We start from the raw sequence: 18,342 nt of genomic DNA on the forward strand, positions 1-18,342 counted from the left end.
TTACTTTTGTTATAACATAACATACACCATCAATTTCAAGAGCCCGTCCGATGAACATCATCCCTCTCCCGGATATCGCCGCCCAAGCCACCGGCCACAACCAGCCCCTGGACTGGGTCGGCATGTGCGGTATTGCTCAGCCATTGCTGGTAGAAGGCCAGCGCGTCATCGCGCACGCCGATGCAGGCGTCAGCCTGGATGACGCCAGTGCCCGGGGAATCCATATGTCGCGGCTTTATCTGGCGCTGGAAGAACTGGAGCGGCAGGAAATGTCCACCCACCTCCTGCGCGGGGTGCTGGCGCGCTTCCTGGATAGTCATCAAGGGCTGTCCACTAGCGCCAGCCTGAGGCTGTACGGCGAGATGCTGCTCAAGCGACCAGCGCTGATCAGCGCCCTGTCTGGATGGAGGGCGTATCCCTTTGAAATCCTTGCGCGCCAGGATCGACGGGGGTTCCACGTGGAACTTCAGCTGGAGCTGGCGTACTCGTCCACGTGCCCATGCTCCGCCGCCCTCGCTCGTCAGTTGATCCAGCAACGCTTCACCAAGGATTTCGCCGACCACCCACTGGAGCTGGAGCGCGTGCTGGCCTGGCTGGACAGCCCCCAGGGCATTGTCGCCACCCCGCACAGCCAGCGCAGCAACGCCAGGCTGTGGGTGCACCTGGGAACGTTCCAAACCATTCCGATTCGTCGTCTGACCGATCTGGCCGAACAGGCCTTGGGCACCGCCGTCCAGACAGCAGTCAAGCGGGCGGATGAGCAAGCCTTCGCCCTGGCCAATGGCCAGAATCTGATGTTCTGCGAGGATGCCGCTCGACGCCTGGGCAGGGCCCTGCGCGAACACGACTGGCTGGAGGGCTTCAAGCTACGGGTCGTGCATTCGGAAAGCCTGCACGCCCACGACGCCGTAGCTGAATATGCCTGGCGCTATGAGACGTAGAGGTCCGCCCTGCTCCACGGCAGTTCAAGTGCCCCATCCGCATGGGGCTTGGTGGCAAGGATCTGATGCAGGTTGATCCAGCCCTTCTGGAAGGCATGAGAGCACCCCGCCAGATACAACCGCCAGATGCGTAGCGCCTGCTCAGGCACCAACTGGGAGGCCTTGGCCAGGTTGGCTTCCAGATTGCAGCTCCAGAACTCCAGGGTCCGCGCGTAGTGCAGCCGCAAGCTTTCCACATCCGCCACTTCGAGGCCGGCGAGACTGAGCTCCGCAACCATGGTGGCCAGATGTGGCAGCTCGCCGTGAGGGAAGACGTAACGGTCGATGAAGTCGCCAGCACCCCGTCCGACCGGACGGCCATCCGGATGGCGCGCAGTAATGCCGTGGTTCATAACCAGTCCTCCTGCGCGCACTGCACCATACAGCCGCTGGCAGTAAACCGGCAGATTGGCATGGCCGACGTGTTCGAACATGCCGACGCTGACGACCTTGTCGAAGCGACCGTCCTGCGGCAAGTCACGGTAATCCAGCAGTTCCAGATCGATCTGATCCTCTAGCCCTTCGGCCTTGACCCTTTCCCGCCCCAGATCAAGTTGCGCTTGGCTCAAGGTGATGCCGAACACCCGGACACCGTACTCACGGGCAGCGAAGCGTGCCAGCCCGCCCCAGCCACAGCCCACGTCCAGCAGATACTCGCCGGGTTTAAGCCGAAGCTTGCGGCAGAGGTGGTGCAGCTTGGCCTGCTGGGCGCTGGCCAGATCTTCGGTACCGGTCGGGAAGTAAGCGCAGGAATAGACCATCTCAGGGTCCAGCCAGAGCGCATAGAAGTCATTGGACAGATCGTAGTGATAGGAGACAGCCGCGGCGTCGGTGGCCTTGTCATGAGACTGCCGCTCGGGCACCACCTCCTCTTCGTCACCGATCAGCGCTTCGGTCAGGGCATCGCCAACCCGGATCACCTCCAGAATCGGCCCGGTCAGTTCCAGGCGCCCTTCGACGTAGGCAGCTCCCAGCATGTCGAGGCTTGGCCGGTTGAGCAGCGAGACCAGACTGGGATCTTTCACCGTCATGGTCACCGTGGGATTCGGGCCAAGGTCGATTTCCTTGCCATCCCAGAGCCGCAAGCGGAGCGGCAGTTTCAGATCGCGCAGGAGCGGTGGAAGTTGCGCAAGCATGAGGACTCCTCCTTCACCAAGGACACTGGAAAGGTAGACCACCCTGAACGGTTGTCAGGCTATCGAGTTGATAGCCTCCATCAATTTAGCCAACAAAAAAGCCCGGCGAACCGGGCTTCTTCCAGTTCGAGGAGCGTGAACTATTCGACAGTCACGGACTTCGCGAGGTTTCGCGGTTGGTCCACGTCAGTACCCTTGAGCACGGCGACGTAGTAGGACAGCAGTTGAAGAGGGATGGTGTAGAGGATCGGTGCCAGGGAGTCATCAATGTGCGGCATGGCCACCACATGAGTGCCCACGCCATTGTCGATACCGGCTTCACGGTCAGCGAACACGATCAGCTCACCGCCACGGGCACGCACTTCCTGCAGGTTGGATTTGAGCTTTTCCACCAGCTCGTTGTTTGGCGCGACGGTGACCACTGGCATGTCGCTGTCCACTAGGGCCAACGGGCCGTGCTTGAGCTCGCCGGCCGGATAGGCCTCGGCATGGATGTAGGAGATTTCCTTGAGCTTCAGCGAGCCTTCCATCGCCACCGGGTACTGGGCACCGCGGCCGAGGAACAGGGTGTGGTGCTTCTCGGCGAACAGCTCGGCGACCTTCTCCACGGTCTTGTCCATGGCCAGGGCTTCGCCCAGGTGGGTCGGCAGGCGACGCAGCCCTTCGACCAGACCGGCTTCGACGCCGGCCTCGAGGGTGCCGCGCACCTGGCCCAGGGACAGGGTCAACAGCATCAGGCCAACCAGCTGGGTCGTGAAGGCCTTGGTCGAGGCGACACCGATTTCCGGGCCGGCCTGGGTCAGCAGGGTCAGGTCGGACTCACGCACCAGCGAGCTGGTGCCGACGTTGCAGATGGCCAGGCTGGCCAGGTAGCCCCCCTCTTCTCTGGACAACTCCTTGGCGTTACGCAGGGCGGCCAGGGTGTCGGCGGTCTCGCCCGACTGGGAGATGGTGACGAACAGGGTGTCCGGCTGCACCACCACCTTGCGGTAGCGGAACTCACTGGCCACTTCGATCTGGCAGGGAATGCCGGCCAGGCCTTCGAGCCAGTAACGGGCGACCATGCCGGCGTGGTAGCTGGTGCCGCAGGCGACGATCTGCACGTTGCGTACTTTGGCGAACAGCTCGGCGGCGCGCGGGCCGAAAGCATTGACCAGAACGTGGTCGTCGCCCAGGCGGCCTTCCAGGGTGCGCTGCACCACCTTGGGCTGCTCGTGGATCTCCTTGAGCATGAAGTGGCGGTACTCGCCCTTGTCGGCGGCCTCGGCGCCTTCGTGGTACTGCACCTGCTCGCGCTGTACGGAGCGGCCTTGCTGGTCCCAGATCTGCACACTGTCGCGGCTGATCTCGGCGATGTCGCCCTCCTCCAGGTAAACGAAACGGTCGGTGACCTGGCGCAGGGCCAACTGGTCCGAGGCGAGGAAGTTCTCGCCCAGGCCGAGGCCGATCACCAGCGGGCTGCCGCTGCGGGCCGCCACCAGGCGGTCCGGCTGCTTGGCGCTGATCACGGCCAGGCCGTAGGCACCGTGCAGTTCGGTCACGGCTGCCTTGAGCGCGCTGGTGAGGTCGCCCAGCGCGGCCAACTTGTGGTCCAGCAGATGGACGATGACCTCGGTGTCGGTATCCGAGGTGAAGACGTAGCCCAGGCCCTTGAGCTGCTCGCGCAGGGCGTCGTGGTTCTCGATGATGCCGTTGTGCACCACGGCCAGCTGCTCGCCGGAGAAGTGCGGGTGGGCATTGCGCTCGCAGGGGGCGCCATGTGTGGCCCAACGGGTGTGGGCAATGCCCAGGCGGCCCGCGAGGGGCTCATCCAGCAGGGCCTGTTCCAGCTCGGCGACCTTGCCGGCGCGGCGGCGGCGTTCCAGCTCGCCTTCGTGGCTGAATACGGCCACGCCGGCACTGTCGTAGCCTCGGTACTCAAGGCGCTTCAGGCCCTCGACCAGGATTGCGGTGATATTGCGCTCGGCGATGGCGCCAACGATGCCACACATGGTTGTTCTCCTTTCTCAATCAATGCTCGCGCAGATCAGCTTGATCCCGCGCGCGGCCAGTTGTTCGCGCGCTTCCGGGGCAAGGCGCTCATCGGTAATCAGGGTATCGATACTGCTCCAGGGCAGTTCGAGGTTGGGGATGCGCCGGCCGACCTTGTCGGACTCGGCCAGGACTATCACTTCGCGGGCGACTTCGGCCATGACCCTGGAAAGGCCCAGCAGCTCGTTGAAAGTTGTGGTGCCGCGCTGCAGGTCGATGCCGTCTGCACCGATGAAGAGCTGGTCGAAGTCATAGGAGCGCAGGACCTGCTCGGCCACCTGGCCCTGGAAGGACTCGGAATGTGGGTCCCAGGTGCCGCCCGTCATCAGCAGCACGGGCTCATGCTCCAGCTCGCGCAGCGCATTGGCGACGCTGAGGGAGTTGGTCATCACCACCAGGCCGGGCTTGTGCCCCAGCTCAGGAATCATGGTCGCCGTGGTGCTGCCGCTGTCGATGATGATGCGCGCGTGCTCGCGAATGGAGCCGACGGCGGCACGGGCAATGGCCAGTTTGTAGGAAGACACCGGCTGGCTGACTTCACCTATCAGCTCCTGGGGCATCGGTACGGCACCCCCGTAGCGGCGCAAGAGCAGGCCGTTCTTCTCGAGTGCGGTGAGGTCCTTGCGAATGGTCACTTCGGAGGTGGCGAAGGCCTTCGCCAGTTCGTCGACACTCACCTCGCCCTGCTGGTCAAGCAGCGCGAGGATCGCATGGCGGCGTTGCGGCGTATTGCGTTTCGTCATCAACGAAAGTTTCGGTTCGAAAGATAATGACGCGAATCAAAACCTAACGAAGGCTATGCGTCAACCCCGAAAACGACAAAAGGCGGCCTTGGCCGCCCCTTGGCCGGCTATGGTTATCCACAGCCGGGTTTTCCACAGCCTTTACTTCTTGATCTTTACCGGGCGCTTCCAGCCTTCGATGTTGCGCTGCTTGCCGCGACCGACGGCCAGGCTGTTGGCCGGCACGTCCTGGGTGATGGTGGATCCGGCACCGGTGGTGGAGCCGTCACCCAGGATGATCGGAGCCACCAGGGAGCTGTTGGAGCCGACGAATACGTCCTCGCCCATGACGGTGCGGAACTTGTTGGCGCCGTCGTAGTTGCAGGTGATGGTGCCGGCGCCGACGTTGGTGCGCGCACCTATCTCGGCATCGCCGAGATAGGTGAGGTGGCCGGCCTTGGCACCTACGCCCAACACGGCATTCTTCAGTTCGACGAAGTTACCCACATGGGCCTTGGCCCCCAGCACGGAACCCGGACGCAGGCGGGCGAACGGACCGCAGTCGGCACCCTCCCCCAGTTCGGCCCCTTCCAGGTGACTGCTGGCCTTGACGATCGCGCCACGGCGCAGGGTGCTGTCCTTGATCACGCAGTTCGGGCCGATTTGCACGCCGTCCTCGATCACCACGCGGCCTTCCAGGATGACGTTGATGTCGATCAGCACGTCGCGGCCCACGGTCACTTCGCCACGCAGGTCGAAACGCGCCGGGTCCAGCAGGGTGACGCCCTGGGCCATCAGGCGGCGCGTCGCGCGCTTCTGGAAGTGACGCTCCAGCTCGGCGAGCTGGATGCGGTCGTTGGCGCCTTGCACCTCCATAGCGTCATGGGGCTGCTCGGTGGCCACCACCAGCCCGTCTGCCACGGCCATGGCGATGACGTCGGTGAGGTAGTACTCGCCCTGGGCGTTGTTGTTGGACAGCCGCCCCAGCCAGTCGGCCAAGCGCTTGCCAGGCACGGCGAGAATGCCGGTATTGCCTTCGCAGATGGCGCGCTGCTCAGGGGTCGCGTCCTTGTGTTCGACGATGGCCTTCACCAGGCCCGCCGCGTCGCGAACGATGCGGCCGTAGCCGGTGGGATCGATCAGGTCCACGGTGAGCAGGGCGAGCTGGTCGTCCTTCACCTTCTCCAGCAGGCGCTGCAGGGTCTCCACCTCGATCAGCGGCACGTCGCCATAGAGGATCAGCACGCGTTCGGCACTGAGCTGCGGCAGGGCCTGGGCGACGGCATGGCCGGTGCCCAGCTGTTCGGCTTGCAGCACGAAGCCGAGATCATCCGCGGCCAGCCGCTCGCGTACCGTCTCGGCGCCATGGCCGATGACGACGTGGATGCCCTGGGGATCGAGCTTGCGGGCGGAGTCAATGACGTGGCCGAGCATGGCCTTGCCGGCCACCGGATGCAGCACCTTGGGCAGGGCCGAACGCATGCGCGTGCCCTGGCCAGCGGCGAGGATGACGATATCGAGGGACATGGAAAAAATCACCGAATCAGGCTGGTAAGCGAAAACCGGAATGCCGGAAAAGAAAAAGGGTAGCCAAGGCTACCCTTTTACTTATCCACAATGAAGCCTTGGGCCTTAGCCGCCGAACTTCTTGCGGATCTGCTGGACGGTACGCAGCTGCGCCGCGGCCTCGGCCAGACGAGCGGAGGCGGCGGAGTAATCGAACTCCGCGCCCTTCTCGTGGAGGGCCTTCTCAGCAGCCTTGAGGGACTCCTGAGCAGCAGCTTCGTCCAGGTCGCCGGCGCGCAGCACGGTGTCGGCCAGGACCTTCACCATGTTGGGCTGGACCTCGAGGAAACCACCGGAGATGTAGTACACCTCCTCCTCACCACCCTGCTTGACCAGGCGGATCGGACCCGGCTTGAGGTCGGTGATCAGCGGGGCGTGACCCGGAGCGATACCCAGATCGCCCAGGTGGCCGTGCGCAATCACCATCTCCACCAGACCGGAGAAGATCTCCGCTTCGGCGCTGACGATATCGCAATGGACAGTAATAGCCATACGCTTGCCTCACGTAAGCGCCCGTTGCCGGGCGCTCAGGGGGTTACAGTTTCTTCGCTTTCTCGATGGCTTCTTCGATGCCGCCGACCATGTAGAACGCCTGCTCGGGCAGGTGGTCGTAGTCACCGTTGAGGATGCCTTTGAAGCCAGCGATGGTGTCCTTCAGCGACACGTACTTGCCCGGGGAACCGGTGAAGACTTCGGCCACGAAGAACGGCTGGGACAGGAAGCGCTGGATCTTACGAGCACGGTTAACGAGCTGCTTGTCCGCTTCGGACAGTTCGTCCATACCCAGGATCGCGATGATGTCCTTCAGTTCCTTGTAACGCTGCAGGACGTACTGGACGCCACGAGCGGTCTCGTAGTGGTCCTGACCGATCACCAGCGGGTCCAGCTGGCGGGAGGTCGAGTCCAGCGGATCAACGGCCGGGTAGATACCCAGGGACGCGATGTCACGGGACAGTACGACGGTGGCGTCCAGGTGGGCGAAGGTGGTCGCCGGGGACGGGTCGGTCAGGTCGTCCGCGGGAACGTATACGGCCTGGATGGAGGTGATCGAACCGGTCTTGGTGGAGGTGATGCGCTCTTGCAGAACGCCCATTTCCTCGGCAAGGGTCGGCTGGTAACCCACAGCGGACGGCATACGACCCAGCAGCGCGGACACTTCGGTACCGGCCAGGGTGTAGCGGTAGATGTTGTCGACGAACAGCAGAACGTCGCGGCCTTCGTCACGGAACTTCTCGGCCATGGTCAGGCCGGTCAGTGCAACGCGCAGACGGTTGCCCGGCGGCTCGTTCATCTGGCCGTATACCAGGGCCACTTTGTCCAGAACGTTGGAATCCTTCATCTCGTGGTAGAAGTCGTTACCCTCACGAGTACGCTCACCCACGCCAGCGAACACGGAATAACCGCTGTGCTCGATCGCGATGTTACGGATCAGTTCCATCATGTTCACGGTCTTGCCTACACCGGCGCCACCGAACAGGCCGACCTTACCGCCTTTGGCGAAGGGGCAGACCAGGTCGATTACCTTGATGCCGGTTTCCAGCAGCTCGTTGCCACCCGCCTGCTCGGCGTAGGACGGAGCGTCGCGGTGGATAACCCAGCGCTCTTCTTCGCCGATGGGGCCGGCTTCGTCGATCGGGTTGCCGAGCACGTCCATGATGCGGCCCAGGGTCGCTTTACCGACCGGGACGGAAATGGCTTTGCCAGTGTTGGAGACGTCCAGGCCACGCTTGAGGCCTTCGGTCGAACCCATTGCGATGGAACGAACCACGCCGTCGCCCAGCTGCTGCTGAACTTCCAGGGTGGTTTCGACGCCGCTGACTTTCAGCGCGTCGTATACGTTCGGCACCTGATCACGCGGGAATTCCACGTCGATAACGGCGCCGATGATTTGAACGATACGTCCGCTACTCATATCTGGTTCCTCTAAATATATGAACCGGTCTTAAACCGCGGCAGCGCCGCCGACGATTTCCGAAATCTCTTGAGTGATCGCTGCCTGACGCGCCTTGTTGTAGATCAGCTGGAGGTTGCTGATCAGGTCACCGGCGTTGTCGGTGGCGTTCTTCATCGCGATCATCCGTGCCGCCTGCTCGCAGGCGTTGTTCTCTACCACGGCCTGATACACCTGGGATTCCACGTAGCGCACCAGCAGACCTTCGAGGATCTCCTTGGCATCGGGTTCGTAGAGGTAATCCCAGTGATGCTTCAACTCTTGATCCGGGTCGGCCACCAGCGGAACCAGTTGGTCCACGGTCGGCTTCTGCGTCATGGTGTTGACGAACTTGTTGGAGACCACGAACAGGCGATCGATACGGCCATCCAGGTATGCATCGAGCATGACCTTGACGCTGCCGATCAGGTCGTTGATCGAGGGTTCCTCGCCGAGGTGGCTGATGGCTGCAACGACGTTACCGCCGTAGTTGCGGAAGAAGGCCGCACCCTTGCCACCAATCACGCAGAGGTCGATCTCCACGCCGTCCTGACGGTAACCCGCCATGTCTTTGACCAGAGTCTTGAACAGGTTGATGTTCAAGCCGCCACACAAACCACGGTCGCTGCTCACCACCACGTAACCGACGCGCTTGACCTCACGTTCGATCATGAAGGGATGGCGGTATTCCGGGTTCGCGTTGGCCAAATGACCGATCACCTGGCGGATGCGCTCCGCGTAGGGGCGGCTGGCAGCCATACGCAGTTGAGCCCTGCGCATCTTGCTGACCGCCACCTTTTCCATGGCGCTGGTGATCTTCTGCGTGCTTTTGATGCTCGCAATCTTGCTGCGAATCTCTTTTGCGCCTGCCATGTAACACCTATCGGGTTAGCAGGCGGGGGGCCTTACGACCCCCCGCTGCGGCTTACCAGGTTTGGGTGGCCTTGAACTTCTCGATACCAGCCTTGATGCCGGCGTCGATCTCGTCGTTGAAGTCACCCTTCTCGTTGATCTTCGCCATCAGTGCGGCGTGATCACGGTTGAAGTAGGCGATCAAGGCTTGTTCGAAGGCGCCGATCTTGGCGAGCTCGATGTCCTGCAGGAAGCCACGCTCAGCGGCGTACAGGCTCAGCGACATGTCGGCAATGGACATGGGCGCGTACTGCTTCTGCTTCATCAGCTCGGTAACGCGCTGACCATGCTCGAGCTGCTTGCGAGTAGCCTCGTCCAGGTCGGAAGCGAACTGCGCGAACGCAGCCAGTTCACGGTACTGGGCCAGGGCGGTACGGATACCACCGGACAGCTTCTTGATGATCTTGGTCTGGGCCGCGCCACCAACACGGGATACCGAGATACCGGCGTTAACGGCCGGACGGATACCCGAGTTGAACAGGGCGGATTCCAGGAAGATCTGACCGTCGGTGATGGAGATCACGTTGGTCGGAACGAACGCGGAAACGTCACCAGCCTGGGTTTCGATGATCGGCAGGGCGGTCAGGGAACCGGTCTTGCCTTTCACAGCGCCGTTGGTGAACTTCTCGACGTACTCTTCGGAAACGCGGGAAGCGCGCTCCAGCAGACGGCTGTGGAGATAGAACACGTCGCCCGGGTAGGCTTCGCGGCCCGGCGGGCGGCGCAGCAGCAGGGAGATCTGGCGGTAGGCTACGGCCTGCTTGGACAGGTCATCGTAAATGATCAGGGCGTCTTCGCCGCGGTCGCGGAAGAATTCACCCATGGTGCAGCCAGAGTACGGAGCGATGTACTGCAGAGCAGGGGATTCGGAAGCACTGGCGGCCACGATGATGGTGTTGGCCAGGGCGCCGTTTTCTTCCAGCTTGCGAACTACGTTGGCGATGGTCGATTGCTTCTGACCGATGGCTACGTATACGCAGCGGATGCCGCTGTCTTTCTGGTTGATGATGGCGTCGACAGCCAGGGCAGTCTTGCCGATCTGACGGTCACCGATGATCAGCTCACGCTGGCCACGGCCGATCGGGATCATGGCGTCAACGGCCTTGTAGCCGGTCTGTACCGGCTGGTCTACCGACTTACGCCAGATCACGCCCGGCGCTACTTTTTCCACCGCATCGGTGGCAGCAGCGTTGATCGGACCTTTGCCGTCGATAGGGTTGCCCAGGGCGTCAACGACGCGACCCAGCAGTTCCGGACCAACCGGGACTTCCAGGATGCGGCCGGTGCACTTGGCGCTCATACCTTCGGCCAGGCCGAGGTATTTGCCCAGGATTACGGCACCAACGGAGTCTTGCTCCAGGTTCAGCGCCATACCGTAGATGCCGCCCGGGAACTCGATCATTTCACCGTACATCACATCGGCCAGGCCGTAGATGCGCACGATGCCGTCGGAAACGGAGACGATGGTGCCTTCGTTGCGGGCTTGGGAAGAGACGTCGAGTTTCTCGATACGTCCCTTGATGATTTCACTAATTTCGGAAGGATTGAGTTGCTGCATTGCTCTGCTGCCCCTTCAAACTCAAGATTTCAACGCTTCGGCCAGTTTCGCGATTTTGCCGCGAACCGAGCCATCGATAACCAGGTCGCCGGCGCGGATGACTACACCACCTATGAGGCTGGAGTCTTCCACGGCGTGCAGACGCACTTCCCGGCTGAGCCGTGCGCTGAGAACCTTGGCGAGTTTGTCTTGCTGTTCATCGCTCAATGCGAAGGCACTGGTGACTTCCACGTCTACCGATTTCTCTTGTTCGGCCTTGTAGAGCTCGAACTGTTCGGCGATTTCCGGCAGCAGCACGAGGCGGCCGTTCTCGGAAACAACGTGGATGAAGTTCTGTGCCTGGGCGTCGAACTTGTCGCCAACCACCTCTATGAAGGTGTTGGCTTTCTCTGCGCTCGTCAGTCGCGGGGCTTTGAGCACGCGCTGCATGGTGTCGTCTTGCGACACCTCAGCGGCCAGGCCTAGCATGGCCGACCAAGCGGCCAGCTGCTGATGGGCCTGGGCGTACTCGAAAGCAGCCTTGGCGTAAGGTCGGGCCAGCGTGGTCAGTTCTGCCATGATCGCCCTCGCTTAAATTTCGGCTGCCAGTTTGTTAACCAGCTCCGCGTGCGCGTTTTGATCGATAGTGGCACCCAGGATCTTCTCGGCACCATTAACGGCCAGGCTACCCAGTTGGGCGCGCAGCGCGTCTTTGACGCTGTTCAGTTCCTGCTCGATCTCGGCCTGAGCTTGCGCCTTCAGGCGCTCACCTTCAGCACGTGCCTGATCGCGAGATTCGTCGACGATCTGGGTAGCGCGCTTTTTGGCTTGCTCAATGATTTCTGCTGCCTGAGCCTTGGCTTCGCGCAGTTGCTGACCCACTTTTTCATGGGCCAGCTCCAGGTCACGAGCCGCACGGTTGGCAGCGTCCAGGCCATCAGCGATCTTCTTCTGACGTTCACGCAGAGCAGTGATGACCGGAGGCCACACGAACTTCATGCAGAACAGTACGAAGATGAAGAACGCAACGGACTGGCCGATCAGGGTTGCATTAATATTCACGCCAACACCTCGCTCGTTCGTTGTCAGTCGAATCCTCGAAAATCGAGGATTACTGGGCTACCTGAGCAATGAACGGGTTAGCGAAGGTGAAGAACAGAGCGATACCAACGCCGATCATGGTTACGGCGTCAAGCAGACCGGCCACGATGAACATTTTAACTTGCAGCATCGGAACCATTTCCGGCTGACGAGCAGCGCCTTCCAGGAACTTGCCACCCAGCAGACCGAAGCCAATGGCGGTACCCAGGGCACCCAGACCAATCAGCAGAGCTACGGCGATCGCGGTCAGACCTACTACAGTTTCCATTTTTCCTCCCGACTTTATGTCGTGTTGGTTAAGGTTTAAGTGAAGCGGTAAAGCGAAATCGTTTTGTTCCTACTGCCCTTTCGGGCTTCCCGCGCAGTAGCGCGGGACCATCAGAACCACAGGTGCACTTGATTTCTCCCCAGCGGGAGAGCGACCAGGTGCACCAAGAGGTTCTTAATGGTTGTCCTCATGCGCCATCGACAGATAGACGATGGTCAGCATCATGAAGATGAAAGCCTGCAGGGTGATGATCAGTATGTGGAACACAGCCCACGCCCACTGCAGTGCAATGCCCAGGCCGCTCAGCAGCAGAATGCCGGCGCCGAACATGACGGCGATCAGGATGAACACCAGCTCGCCGGCGTACATGTTGCCGAACAGACGCAGAGCCAGGGAGATCGGCTTGGCGATCAGGGTGACGAACTCGAGCAGGAAGTTGACCGGAATCAGCAGGATCTGGACGAAGATGTTCTTGCTGCTGAAGGGGTGTAGGGTCAGTTCGCCGAGGAAACCGCCGATGCCTTTAACCTTGATGCTGTAGAAGATGATCAGGCCGAACACCGAGAAGGCCATGCCCAGGGTGGCATTCGGGTCGGTGGTCGGAACGGCACGGAACGGAATGTGCGAATCACCGGAGATGAGCACGGCCAGCATCGGGATCCAATCCACTGGGATCAGGTCGATGGCGTTCATCAGGAAGATCCAGACGAAGATGGTCAGCGCCAGCGGGGCGATCAGCGGATTACGACCGTGGAAAGTGTCCTTCACGTTGGTGTCGACGAAGTCGATCATGACTTCCACCAGGTTCTGAAGACCGCCAGGGATGCCGGAGGTGGCTTTCTTGGCCGCCAGGCGGAACAGGAGCACGAAGATCAGGCCCAGTCCGATGGACCAGCCCAGGGTGTCGACGTGGAAAGCCCAGAAGCCCATTTCCTTGGCTTGCTCGGCGCTGTGGGCGAAGCCCCAATCGCCATTGGGCAGACGACCGAAGGTCAGGTTCTGCAGGTGGTGCTGGATATAGCCCGAAGCGGTTTGCTCTGCCATGTTTGCCTCAAACGCCCTAAGGTTTCGAAAATCTTGTTCTCATCAGCAGGGGGGCGAACCAGCTGACCGACTGAGTCAGCAGGAAAGCGCCGAAAACTGCCGGCGCATCCAGGGGTTTCACACCTGCAAACGTCAGTGCAAACAGCACTGCCGTCAAAATCAACTTGCCCATCTCGCCCGCATAGAAAGAGCGGACTATCGCCTGGGCTGCACGGGCTCCGCTGTAACGGAACGCCTTGCGGGCGAAATACAGGTTCGGCAACCAGGCGATCAAACCGCCGCACAAGCCAGAATATCCAGCGACCGTACCCCGCCACTGCCAGAGAACGACAGCGGCGAGCAGCAGTACGACCAGTTGAACCAGCAGTACCGGGAAAACCGGTACACGATGGAAGGGCAAGCGGTTTGGCGTGCGGATTTCCATCGCAGCAGTTCCTCTGGTGTCGGCCGCTGGAATCAACGACTTGGCATACTTTGTGCCGACAAAATTGCGCGCAGAGTATAGGGGGGGAACCCCCCCTGTTCAACTGCCGGGTAGTGAAATCCGACCGTCGCTACAGCGTCAAATGTTTCAGCGGATGTGGGCCAGGACGCCCTGCAGTTCGTCGAGGGAGTTGTAACGGATGACCAGTTGGCCTTTGCCTTTTTGGCCGTGCTTGATCTGCACCGGAGCGCCCAGCCGCTCAGCCAGGCGCTGTTCAAGCCGGCTGATATCCGGATCGGCCTTGACCGGTTCGACAGTTTTTTCAGTGGCGTTCAGCCACTGCCGTACCAGTGCTTCGGTTTGGCGCACGGTCAGACCTCGTGCGACAACATGTCGCGCCCCTTCCACCTGACGTTCCAGGGGTAGACCGAGCAGCGCCCGAGCGTGCCCCATTTCCAGGTCGCCGTGGGAAAGGAGGGTCTTGATCTCTTCAGGTAAGCCGATCAGGCGCAGGAGGTTGGTAATGGTGACGCGGGACTTGCCGACCGCTTCAGCCACTTGCTGCTGAGTGAGTTGGAATTCCTGCTGCAGACGCTGCAGCGCAATGGCTTCCTCGATGGGGTTGAGGTCTTCGCGCTGGATGTTTTCGATCAGCGCCATGGCGATGGCTGCTTCGTCGGGCACTTCTCGGACCATGGCCGGGATCTTGTCCAGTCCGGCTTGTTGGCTGGCGCGCCAACGGCGCTCACCGGCGATGATCTCGAAGCGGCCCGCACCGATGGGGCGCACCACGATGGGCTGCATGACGCCCTGAACCCTGATCGACTGGGCCAATTCTTCCAGGGCGGTGGGGTCCATGTCGCGGCGGGGTTGGTACTTTCCGCGTTGGATCAGGTCCAGGGGCAGGTGCTGAAGCTCGCGGGTATCGACCTTTACGGCTTCTTCTTCAAGCGTGGTGACGGTACTGCCGCCCAACAGGGCGTCCAAGCCACGGCCCAGACCTCGTTTTTTCGCGGCCATGCGGATTCCTTATGCGGTAGCGGTTTTGGCATTGGCGCGCTGGCGTCGGACCAGTTCGCCTGCCAGCGCCAGATAGGCGATGGCGCCACGGGATTGCTTGTCGTACACCAAGGCAGGCATGCCAAAGCTAGGGGCTTCTGCCAGCCGTACGTTACGAGGGATGACAGCGTCGTAGAGCTTGTCGCCGAAGTGTTGCTTGAGCTGCGCCGAAACGTCGTTGGTCAGGCTGATGCGCGGATCGTACATGGTGCGCAACAGGCCCTCGATCTTCAGGTTCGGGTTCAGCAGCTGGCCGATGCGCTGGATGCTGTTCATCAGGTCCGACAAGCCTTCGAGTGCGTAGTACTCGCACTGCATGGGGATGATCACGCCGTCGGAAGCGACCAGAGCGTTGATCGTCAACATCGACAGCGAAGGCGGGCAGTCGATGAGGATGTAATCGTAATTCTCGCGAATCGGGGCGAGGGCTTCGCGCAGGCGATGTTCCTTGCTCGGCATGTCCAGCAATGCCACTTCGGCAGCAGTGAGATCGCGGTTGGCCGGCAGCAGCTGGTAGCCGCCGTGCTCGGAGTACTGCATGGCCGTAGCCAGGTCGCACTCGCCGGTCAGCACGTCGTAGACGGAATGTTCAAGGGCAAGCTTGTCGACACCGCTGCCCATGGTGGCGTTGCCCTGGGGATCGAGGTCGATCAGTAGCACGCGCCGCTTGGTAGCGACCAGCGACGCGGCGAGGTTGACACAGGTGGTGGTCTTGCCGACCCCGCCTTTCTGATTGGCGATTGCGAATACCTTGGCCATGGCTGCCTTCCCCCTCATAGCGTGCGGCGCAGTATCAGCAGATGGCGCTGACCTTGGCAACCGGGAACCTCCAGCCGATACGCGGACTCGACACGGAAGTCTGCGGGCAGTGCCTGCAGCTCGTCATCCGGGTGCAAGCCTTTCATGGCCAGCCAGCGTGTTTCACCATCTCCGAGATGGCGCGTCCAGTTACTGAAATCCTCCAGCGAACTGAAGGCGCGCGACACAACGCCACTGAACGGTCGCTCGGGAGTGAAGGCTTCGACCCGGTTGTGGACCACTTCGAGGTTGGTGAGTTTCAGTTCCAGCTTCACCTGAGTCAGGAAACGGGTTTTCTTGCCATTGGAATCGAGCAGGGTGAAGTGGCGCTCCGGGAACAGGATGGCCAGCGGTATGCCCGGCATGCCACCGCCGCTACCGACGTCCAGCCAGTTATCCCCAAGCTCGGCGACATGATGCACAACGCTCAGGCTATCGAGGAGGTGGCGCGAGACCATCTCATCCGGATCACGGACCGCAGTCAGGTTGTAAGCCTTGTTCCACTTGATCAGTAAGGCCAGGTAGGCGAGGAGCTTTTCGTGCTTTTCCGGGGTGAGTTCGACAGCGAGTTGCTGTGCGCCAGTGGCCAGTTCGTCGGCATGGCGCTGGGAAACCAGGGACATCAGGCGCTCTGCTCCAGATGGCGGCCGGCACCGCGTTTCTTCAGGTGGATCAGCAACAGGGAAATCGCCGCAGGGGTCACGCCGGGGATACGACCGGCCTGGCCGAGAGTCTCCGGACGGGAGTTGCCGAGCTTGTGCTGAATCTCCTTGGAGAGACCCGAGATGGTGGCGTAGTCCAGATCGTCGGGCAGTCGAATATCTTCGCTGGCCCGAAGGCGTGCGATCTCGTCCTGCTGCCGGTCGATGTAACCGGCGTATTTGGTCTTGATCTCTACCTGCTCGGCAACTTGCGAATCCTCGGCGCCACCACCGGTGACTTCCACCAGTCCGGCGTAATCGATTTCCGGACGACTCAGCAGGTTGAGCAGGTTGTATTCATGGGCCAGAGGAGTCCCGAAACGCTGGGCGATTGCATCACCCTCGGGCGTTCCAGGACGGACCCAGGTGCTTTTCAGTCGTTGCTCTTCGAGCGCGATGCCCTCGCGCTTGGCTTCGAAAGCCGCCCAGCGGTTGTCGTCCACTAGGCCGAGCTCGCGGCCTTTTTCGGTGAGGCGCAGGTCGGCGTTGTCCTCGCGCAGGATCAACCGGTACTCGGCGCGCGACGTGAACATGCGGTAGGGCTCCTGGGTACCCAGGGTAATCAGGTCGTCTACCAGCACGCCGATGTAGGCCTCGTCGCGACGCGGACACCAGGCGTCCCTGCCCTGGGCGCGCAGGGCGGCATTGGCGCCAGCGAGCAGGCCCTGGGCACCGGCTTCTTCGTAGCCAGTGGTGCCGTTGATCTGACCGGCGAAGAACAGGCCGGAGATGACTTTGGTTTCCAGGCTGTACTTCAAGTCGCGTGGATCGAAGTAGTCATATTCGATGGCATAACCAGGACGCACGATATGGGCGTTCTCCATACCGCGAATGGACCGGACGATGTCCAGCTGCACGTCGAATGGCAGCGACGTGGAGATGCCGTTGGGATACAGCTCATTGGTGGTCAGACCTTCCGGCTCTAGGAACACCTGGTGACTGTCCTTGTCGGCGAAGCGGTGGATCTTGTCTTCGATGGACGGGCAGTAGCGCGGACCAATGCCTTCGATCACGCCGGAATACATCGGTGAGCGATCCAGGTTACTGGCGATGATCTCGTGGGTCCGCGTGTTGGTATGGGTGATCCAGCAACTGACCTGGCGCGGGTGTTGTTCCCTGGAGCCGAGGAAGGACATGACCGGGATCGGGGTGTCGCCAGGTTGCTCGGTCATCACCGAGAAATCCACAGAGCGACCGTCGATGCGCGGAGGGGTGCCAGTCTTCAGTCGACCGACACGCAGAGGCAACTCTCGCAGGCGCCGGGCCAGGGCTATGGATGGTGGATCTCCCGCACGGCCGCCGGAATAGTTCTGTAGACCAATGTGGATAAGTCCGCCGAGGAAGGTGCCCGTGGTGAGCACTACAGATTCAGCGAGGAAGCGCAAACCCATCTGAGTCACGACGCCTCTGACCTGGTCGTTCTCGACAATCAGGTCGTCACAGGCCTGCTGGAATATCCACAGGTTCGGCTGGTTCTCGAGAATCTCGCGAATCGCGGCCTTGTAGAGCACGCGGTCAGCCTGAGCACGCGTGGCACGAACGGCTGGGCCCTTGCGGCTGTTCAGCACACGGAACTGGATGCCCCCCAGGTCAGTGGCGATAGCCATCGCGCCGCCGAGGGCATCGATCTCTTTGACCAGATGGCTTTTGCCGATACCACCGATGGCCGGGTTGCAGCTCATCTGGCCGAGGGTTTCCACATTGTGAGTCAGCAGCAGGGTCTTCACGCCCATGCGTGCGGCCGCCAAGGCGGCCTCAGTGCCGGCATGGCCGCCACCGATCACGATCACGTCAAAACGGGAAGGGAAATCCACCACGCACCTCGTGCCTGTTCAAGGCTGGGAAATAGAGAAAGCCGCACAGTATAGGGGAATTCACTCGCTCTCATGAAGCCGTCTGGCCAAAAAATAGCCAACAGCCTTACCTCGCTTTCTCCTTGGGAAGTTATCCAGATGGGGAAAAGTCTCTGTGGGTAAGAATAGAAAAAAGAGAAGAATTTCTTAAAAAGCCTGTTTTTATGTTTATACCTTAGGGGAAGGCTTTTCTGTTGATAAGTCTATCAAGGCCTTTAAGAGCGGTGGTCTCAGAGGATGATAACTCTGTGGCGTTCCTGACCGTAGCCGTTGAGTATGC

Annotated in this window: 18 protein-coding genes; 1 reads left to right on the plus strand and 17 read right to left on the minus strand. The window is 61.2% G+C overall.

All coding sequences use genetic code 11. The features are described from left to right. Nucleotides 1-50 precede the first annotated feature (50 nt). Nucleotides 51-941, plus strand: coding sequence for a GTP cyclohydrolase FolE2 (folE2, locus tag AAHM40_RS11110; protein ID WP_342244691.1), 891 nt, complete (start codon nucleotides 51-53; stop codon nucleotides 939-941). On the opposite strand, the gene cfaB is transcribed toward folE2, so the two are convergent. From cfaB to mnmG, 17 genes are all read right to left on the minus strand, one after another. Then, nucleotides 929-2,116, minus strand: coding sequence for a C17 cyclopropane fatty acid synthase CfaB (gene cfaB / locus AAHM40_RS11115; protein ID WP_342244692.1), 1,188 nt, complete (start codon nucleotides 2,114-2,116; stop codon nucleotides 929-931). The two genes, folE2 and cfaB, sit on opposite strands and share 13 nt — an antisense overlap. Nucleotides 2,117-2,256: 140 nt before the next feature. Continuing rightward, nucleotides 2,257-4,107, minus strand: coding sequence for a glutamine--fructose-6-phosphate transaminase (isomerizing) (gene glmS, locus AAHM40_RS11120; RefSeq protein ID WP_342244693.1), 1,851 nt, complete (start codon nucleotides 4,105-4,107; stop codon nucleotides 2,257-2,259). Between the two features lie 15 nt (nucleotides 4,108-4,122). Beyond that, the gene (locus AAHM40_RS11125; RefSeq protein WP_342244694.1) at nucleotides 4,123-4,893 is read right to left on the minus strand and encodes a DeoR/GlpR family DNA-binding transcription regulator; all 771 of its coding nucleotides are present in this window, start codon (nucleotides 4,891-4,893) and stop codon (nucleotides 4,123-4,125) included. A 138-nt stretch (nucleotides 4,894-5,031) separates the two neighbouring features. Next, on the minus strand, nucleotides 5,032-6,396 hold the full coding sequence (gene glmU, locus AAHM40_RS11130) for a bifunctional UDP-N-acetylglucosamine diphosphorylase/glucosamine-1-phosphate N-acetyltransferase GlmU (RefSeq protein ID WP_342244695.1): 1,365 nt from the start codon (nucleotides 6,394-6,396) through the stop codon (nucleotides 5,032-5,034). A gap of 105 nt (nucleotides 6,397-6,501) precedes the next feature. Further along, entirely contained in the window at nucleotides 6,502-6,927 is a 426-nt protein-coding gene (locus AAHM40_RS11135) for a F0F1 ATP synthase subunit epsilon (RefSeq protein WP_120653847.1), read from the minus strand. Between the two features lie 43 nt (nucleotides 6,928-6,970). Continuing rightward, nucleotides 6,971-8,347, minus strand: coding sequence for a F0F1 ATP synthase subunit beta (gene atpD, locus AAHM40_RS11140; RefSeq protein WP_028626997.1), 1,377 nt, complete (start codon nucleotides 8,345-8,347; stop codon nucleotides 6,971-6,973). A gap of 30 nt (nucleotides 8,348-8,377) precedes the next feature. After that, a complete protein-coding gene (atpG, locus tag AAHM40_RS11145) occupies nucleotides 8,378-9,238 on the minus strand; it encodes a F0F1 ATP synthase subunit gamma (protein ID WP_120653846.1) in 861 nt (286 codons plus the stop codon). A gap of 52 nt (nucleotides 9,239-9,290) precedes the next feature. After that, nucleotides 9,291-10,835, minus strand: a complete 1,545-nt coding sequence (gene atpA / locus AAHM40_RS11150) for a F0F1 ATP synthase subunit alpha (RefSeq protein WP_342244696.1) — start codon at nucleotides 10,833-10,835, stop codon at nucleotides 9,291-9,293. A gap of 21 nt (nucleotides 10,836-10,856) precedes the next feature. Further along, nucleotides 10,857-11,393, minus strand: a complete 537-nt coding sequence (locus tag AAHM40_RS11155) for a F0F1 ATP synthase subunit delta (protein WP_342244697.1) — start codon at nucleotides 11,391-11,393, stop codon at nucleotides 10,857-10,859. Between the two features lie 12 nt (nucleotides 11,394-11,405). Continuing rightward, nucleotides 11,406-11,876: a F0F1 ATP synthase subunit B gene (locus AAHM40_RS11160; protein ID WP_077527493.1), complete on the minus strand. Its 471-nt coding sequence runs from the start codon at nucleotides 11,874-11,876 to the stop codon at nucleotides 11,406-11,408. Nucleotides 11,877-11,925: 49 nt separating this feature from the next. After that, complete coding sequence (gene atpE, locus AAHM40_RS11165; RefSeq protein WP_003457994.1) at nucleotides 11,926-12,183, minus strand: F0F1 ATP synthase subunit C; 258 nt, start codon at nucleotides 12,181-12,183, stop codon at nucleotides 11,926-11,928. A 174-nt stretch (nucleotides 12,184-12,357) separates the two neighbouring features. Then, nucleotides 12,358-13,227: a F0F1 ATP synthase subunit A gene (atpB, locus tag AAHM40_RS11170; protein ID WP_028627002.1), complete on the minus strand. Its 870-nt coding sequence runs from the start codon at nucleotides 13,225-13,227 to the stop codon at nucleotides 12,358-12,360. Nucleotides 13,228-13,243: 16 nt separating this feature from the next. Continuing rightward, nucleotides 13,244-13,651 carry a F0F1 ATP synthase subunit I gene (locus AAHM40_RS11175; protein ID WP_342244698.1) on the minus strand — a complete coding sequence of 136 codons (408 nt, stop codon included), beginning with the start codon at nucleotides 13,649-13,651 and terminating at the stop codon, nucleotides 13,244-13,246. Nucleotides 13,652-13,798: 147 nt separating this feature from the next. Next, a complete protein-coding gene (locus AAHM40_RS11180) occupies nucleotides 13,799-14,671 on the minus strand; it encodes a ParB/RepB/Spo0J family partition protein (RefSeq protein WP_342244699.1) in 873 nt (290 codons plus the stop codon). Nucleotides 14,672-14,680: 9 nt separating this feature from the next. Continuing rightward, complete coding sequence (locus AAHM40_RS11185) at nucleotides 14,681-15,469, minus strand: ParA family protein (protein ID WP_342244700.1); 789 nt, start codon at nucleotides 15,467-15,469, stop codon at nucleotides 14,681-14,683. A gap of 14 nt (nucleotides 15,470-15,483) precedes the next feature. After that, on the minus strand, nucleotides 15,484-16,131 hold the full coding sequence (gene rsmG, locus AAHM40_RS11190; RefSeq protein ID WP_342244701.1) for a 16S rRNA (guanine(527)-N(7))-methyltransferase RsmG: 648 nt from the start codon (nucleotides 16,129-16,131) through the stop codon (nucleotides 15,484-15,486). Then, nucleotides 16,131-18,023 (minus strand): tRNA uridine-5-carboxymethylaminomethyl(34) synthesis enzyme MnmG, encoded by a 1,893-nt coding sequence (mnmG, locus tag AAHM40_RS11195; RefSeq protein WP_342244702.1) that lies wholly within the window; start codon nucleotides 18,021-18,023, stop codon nucleotides 16,131-16,133. Before mnmG ends, rsmG begins: the two co-directional genes overlap by 1 nt. Nucleotides 18,024-18,342: the final 319 nt, after the last annotated feature.

Origin of the sequence: Pseudomonas sp. OTU5201, assembly GCF_038440135.1 — a bacterium.
GTDB lineage: Bacteria > Pseudomonadota > Gammaproteobacteria > Pseudomonadales > Pseudomonadaceae > Metapseudomonas > Metapseudomonas resinovorans.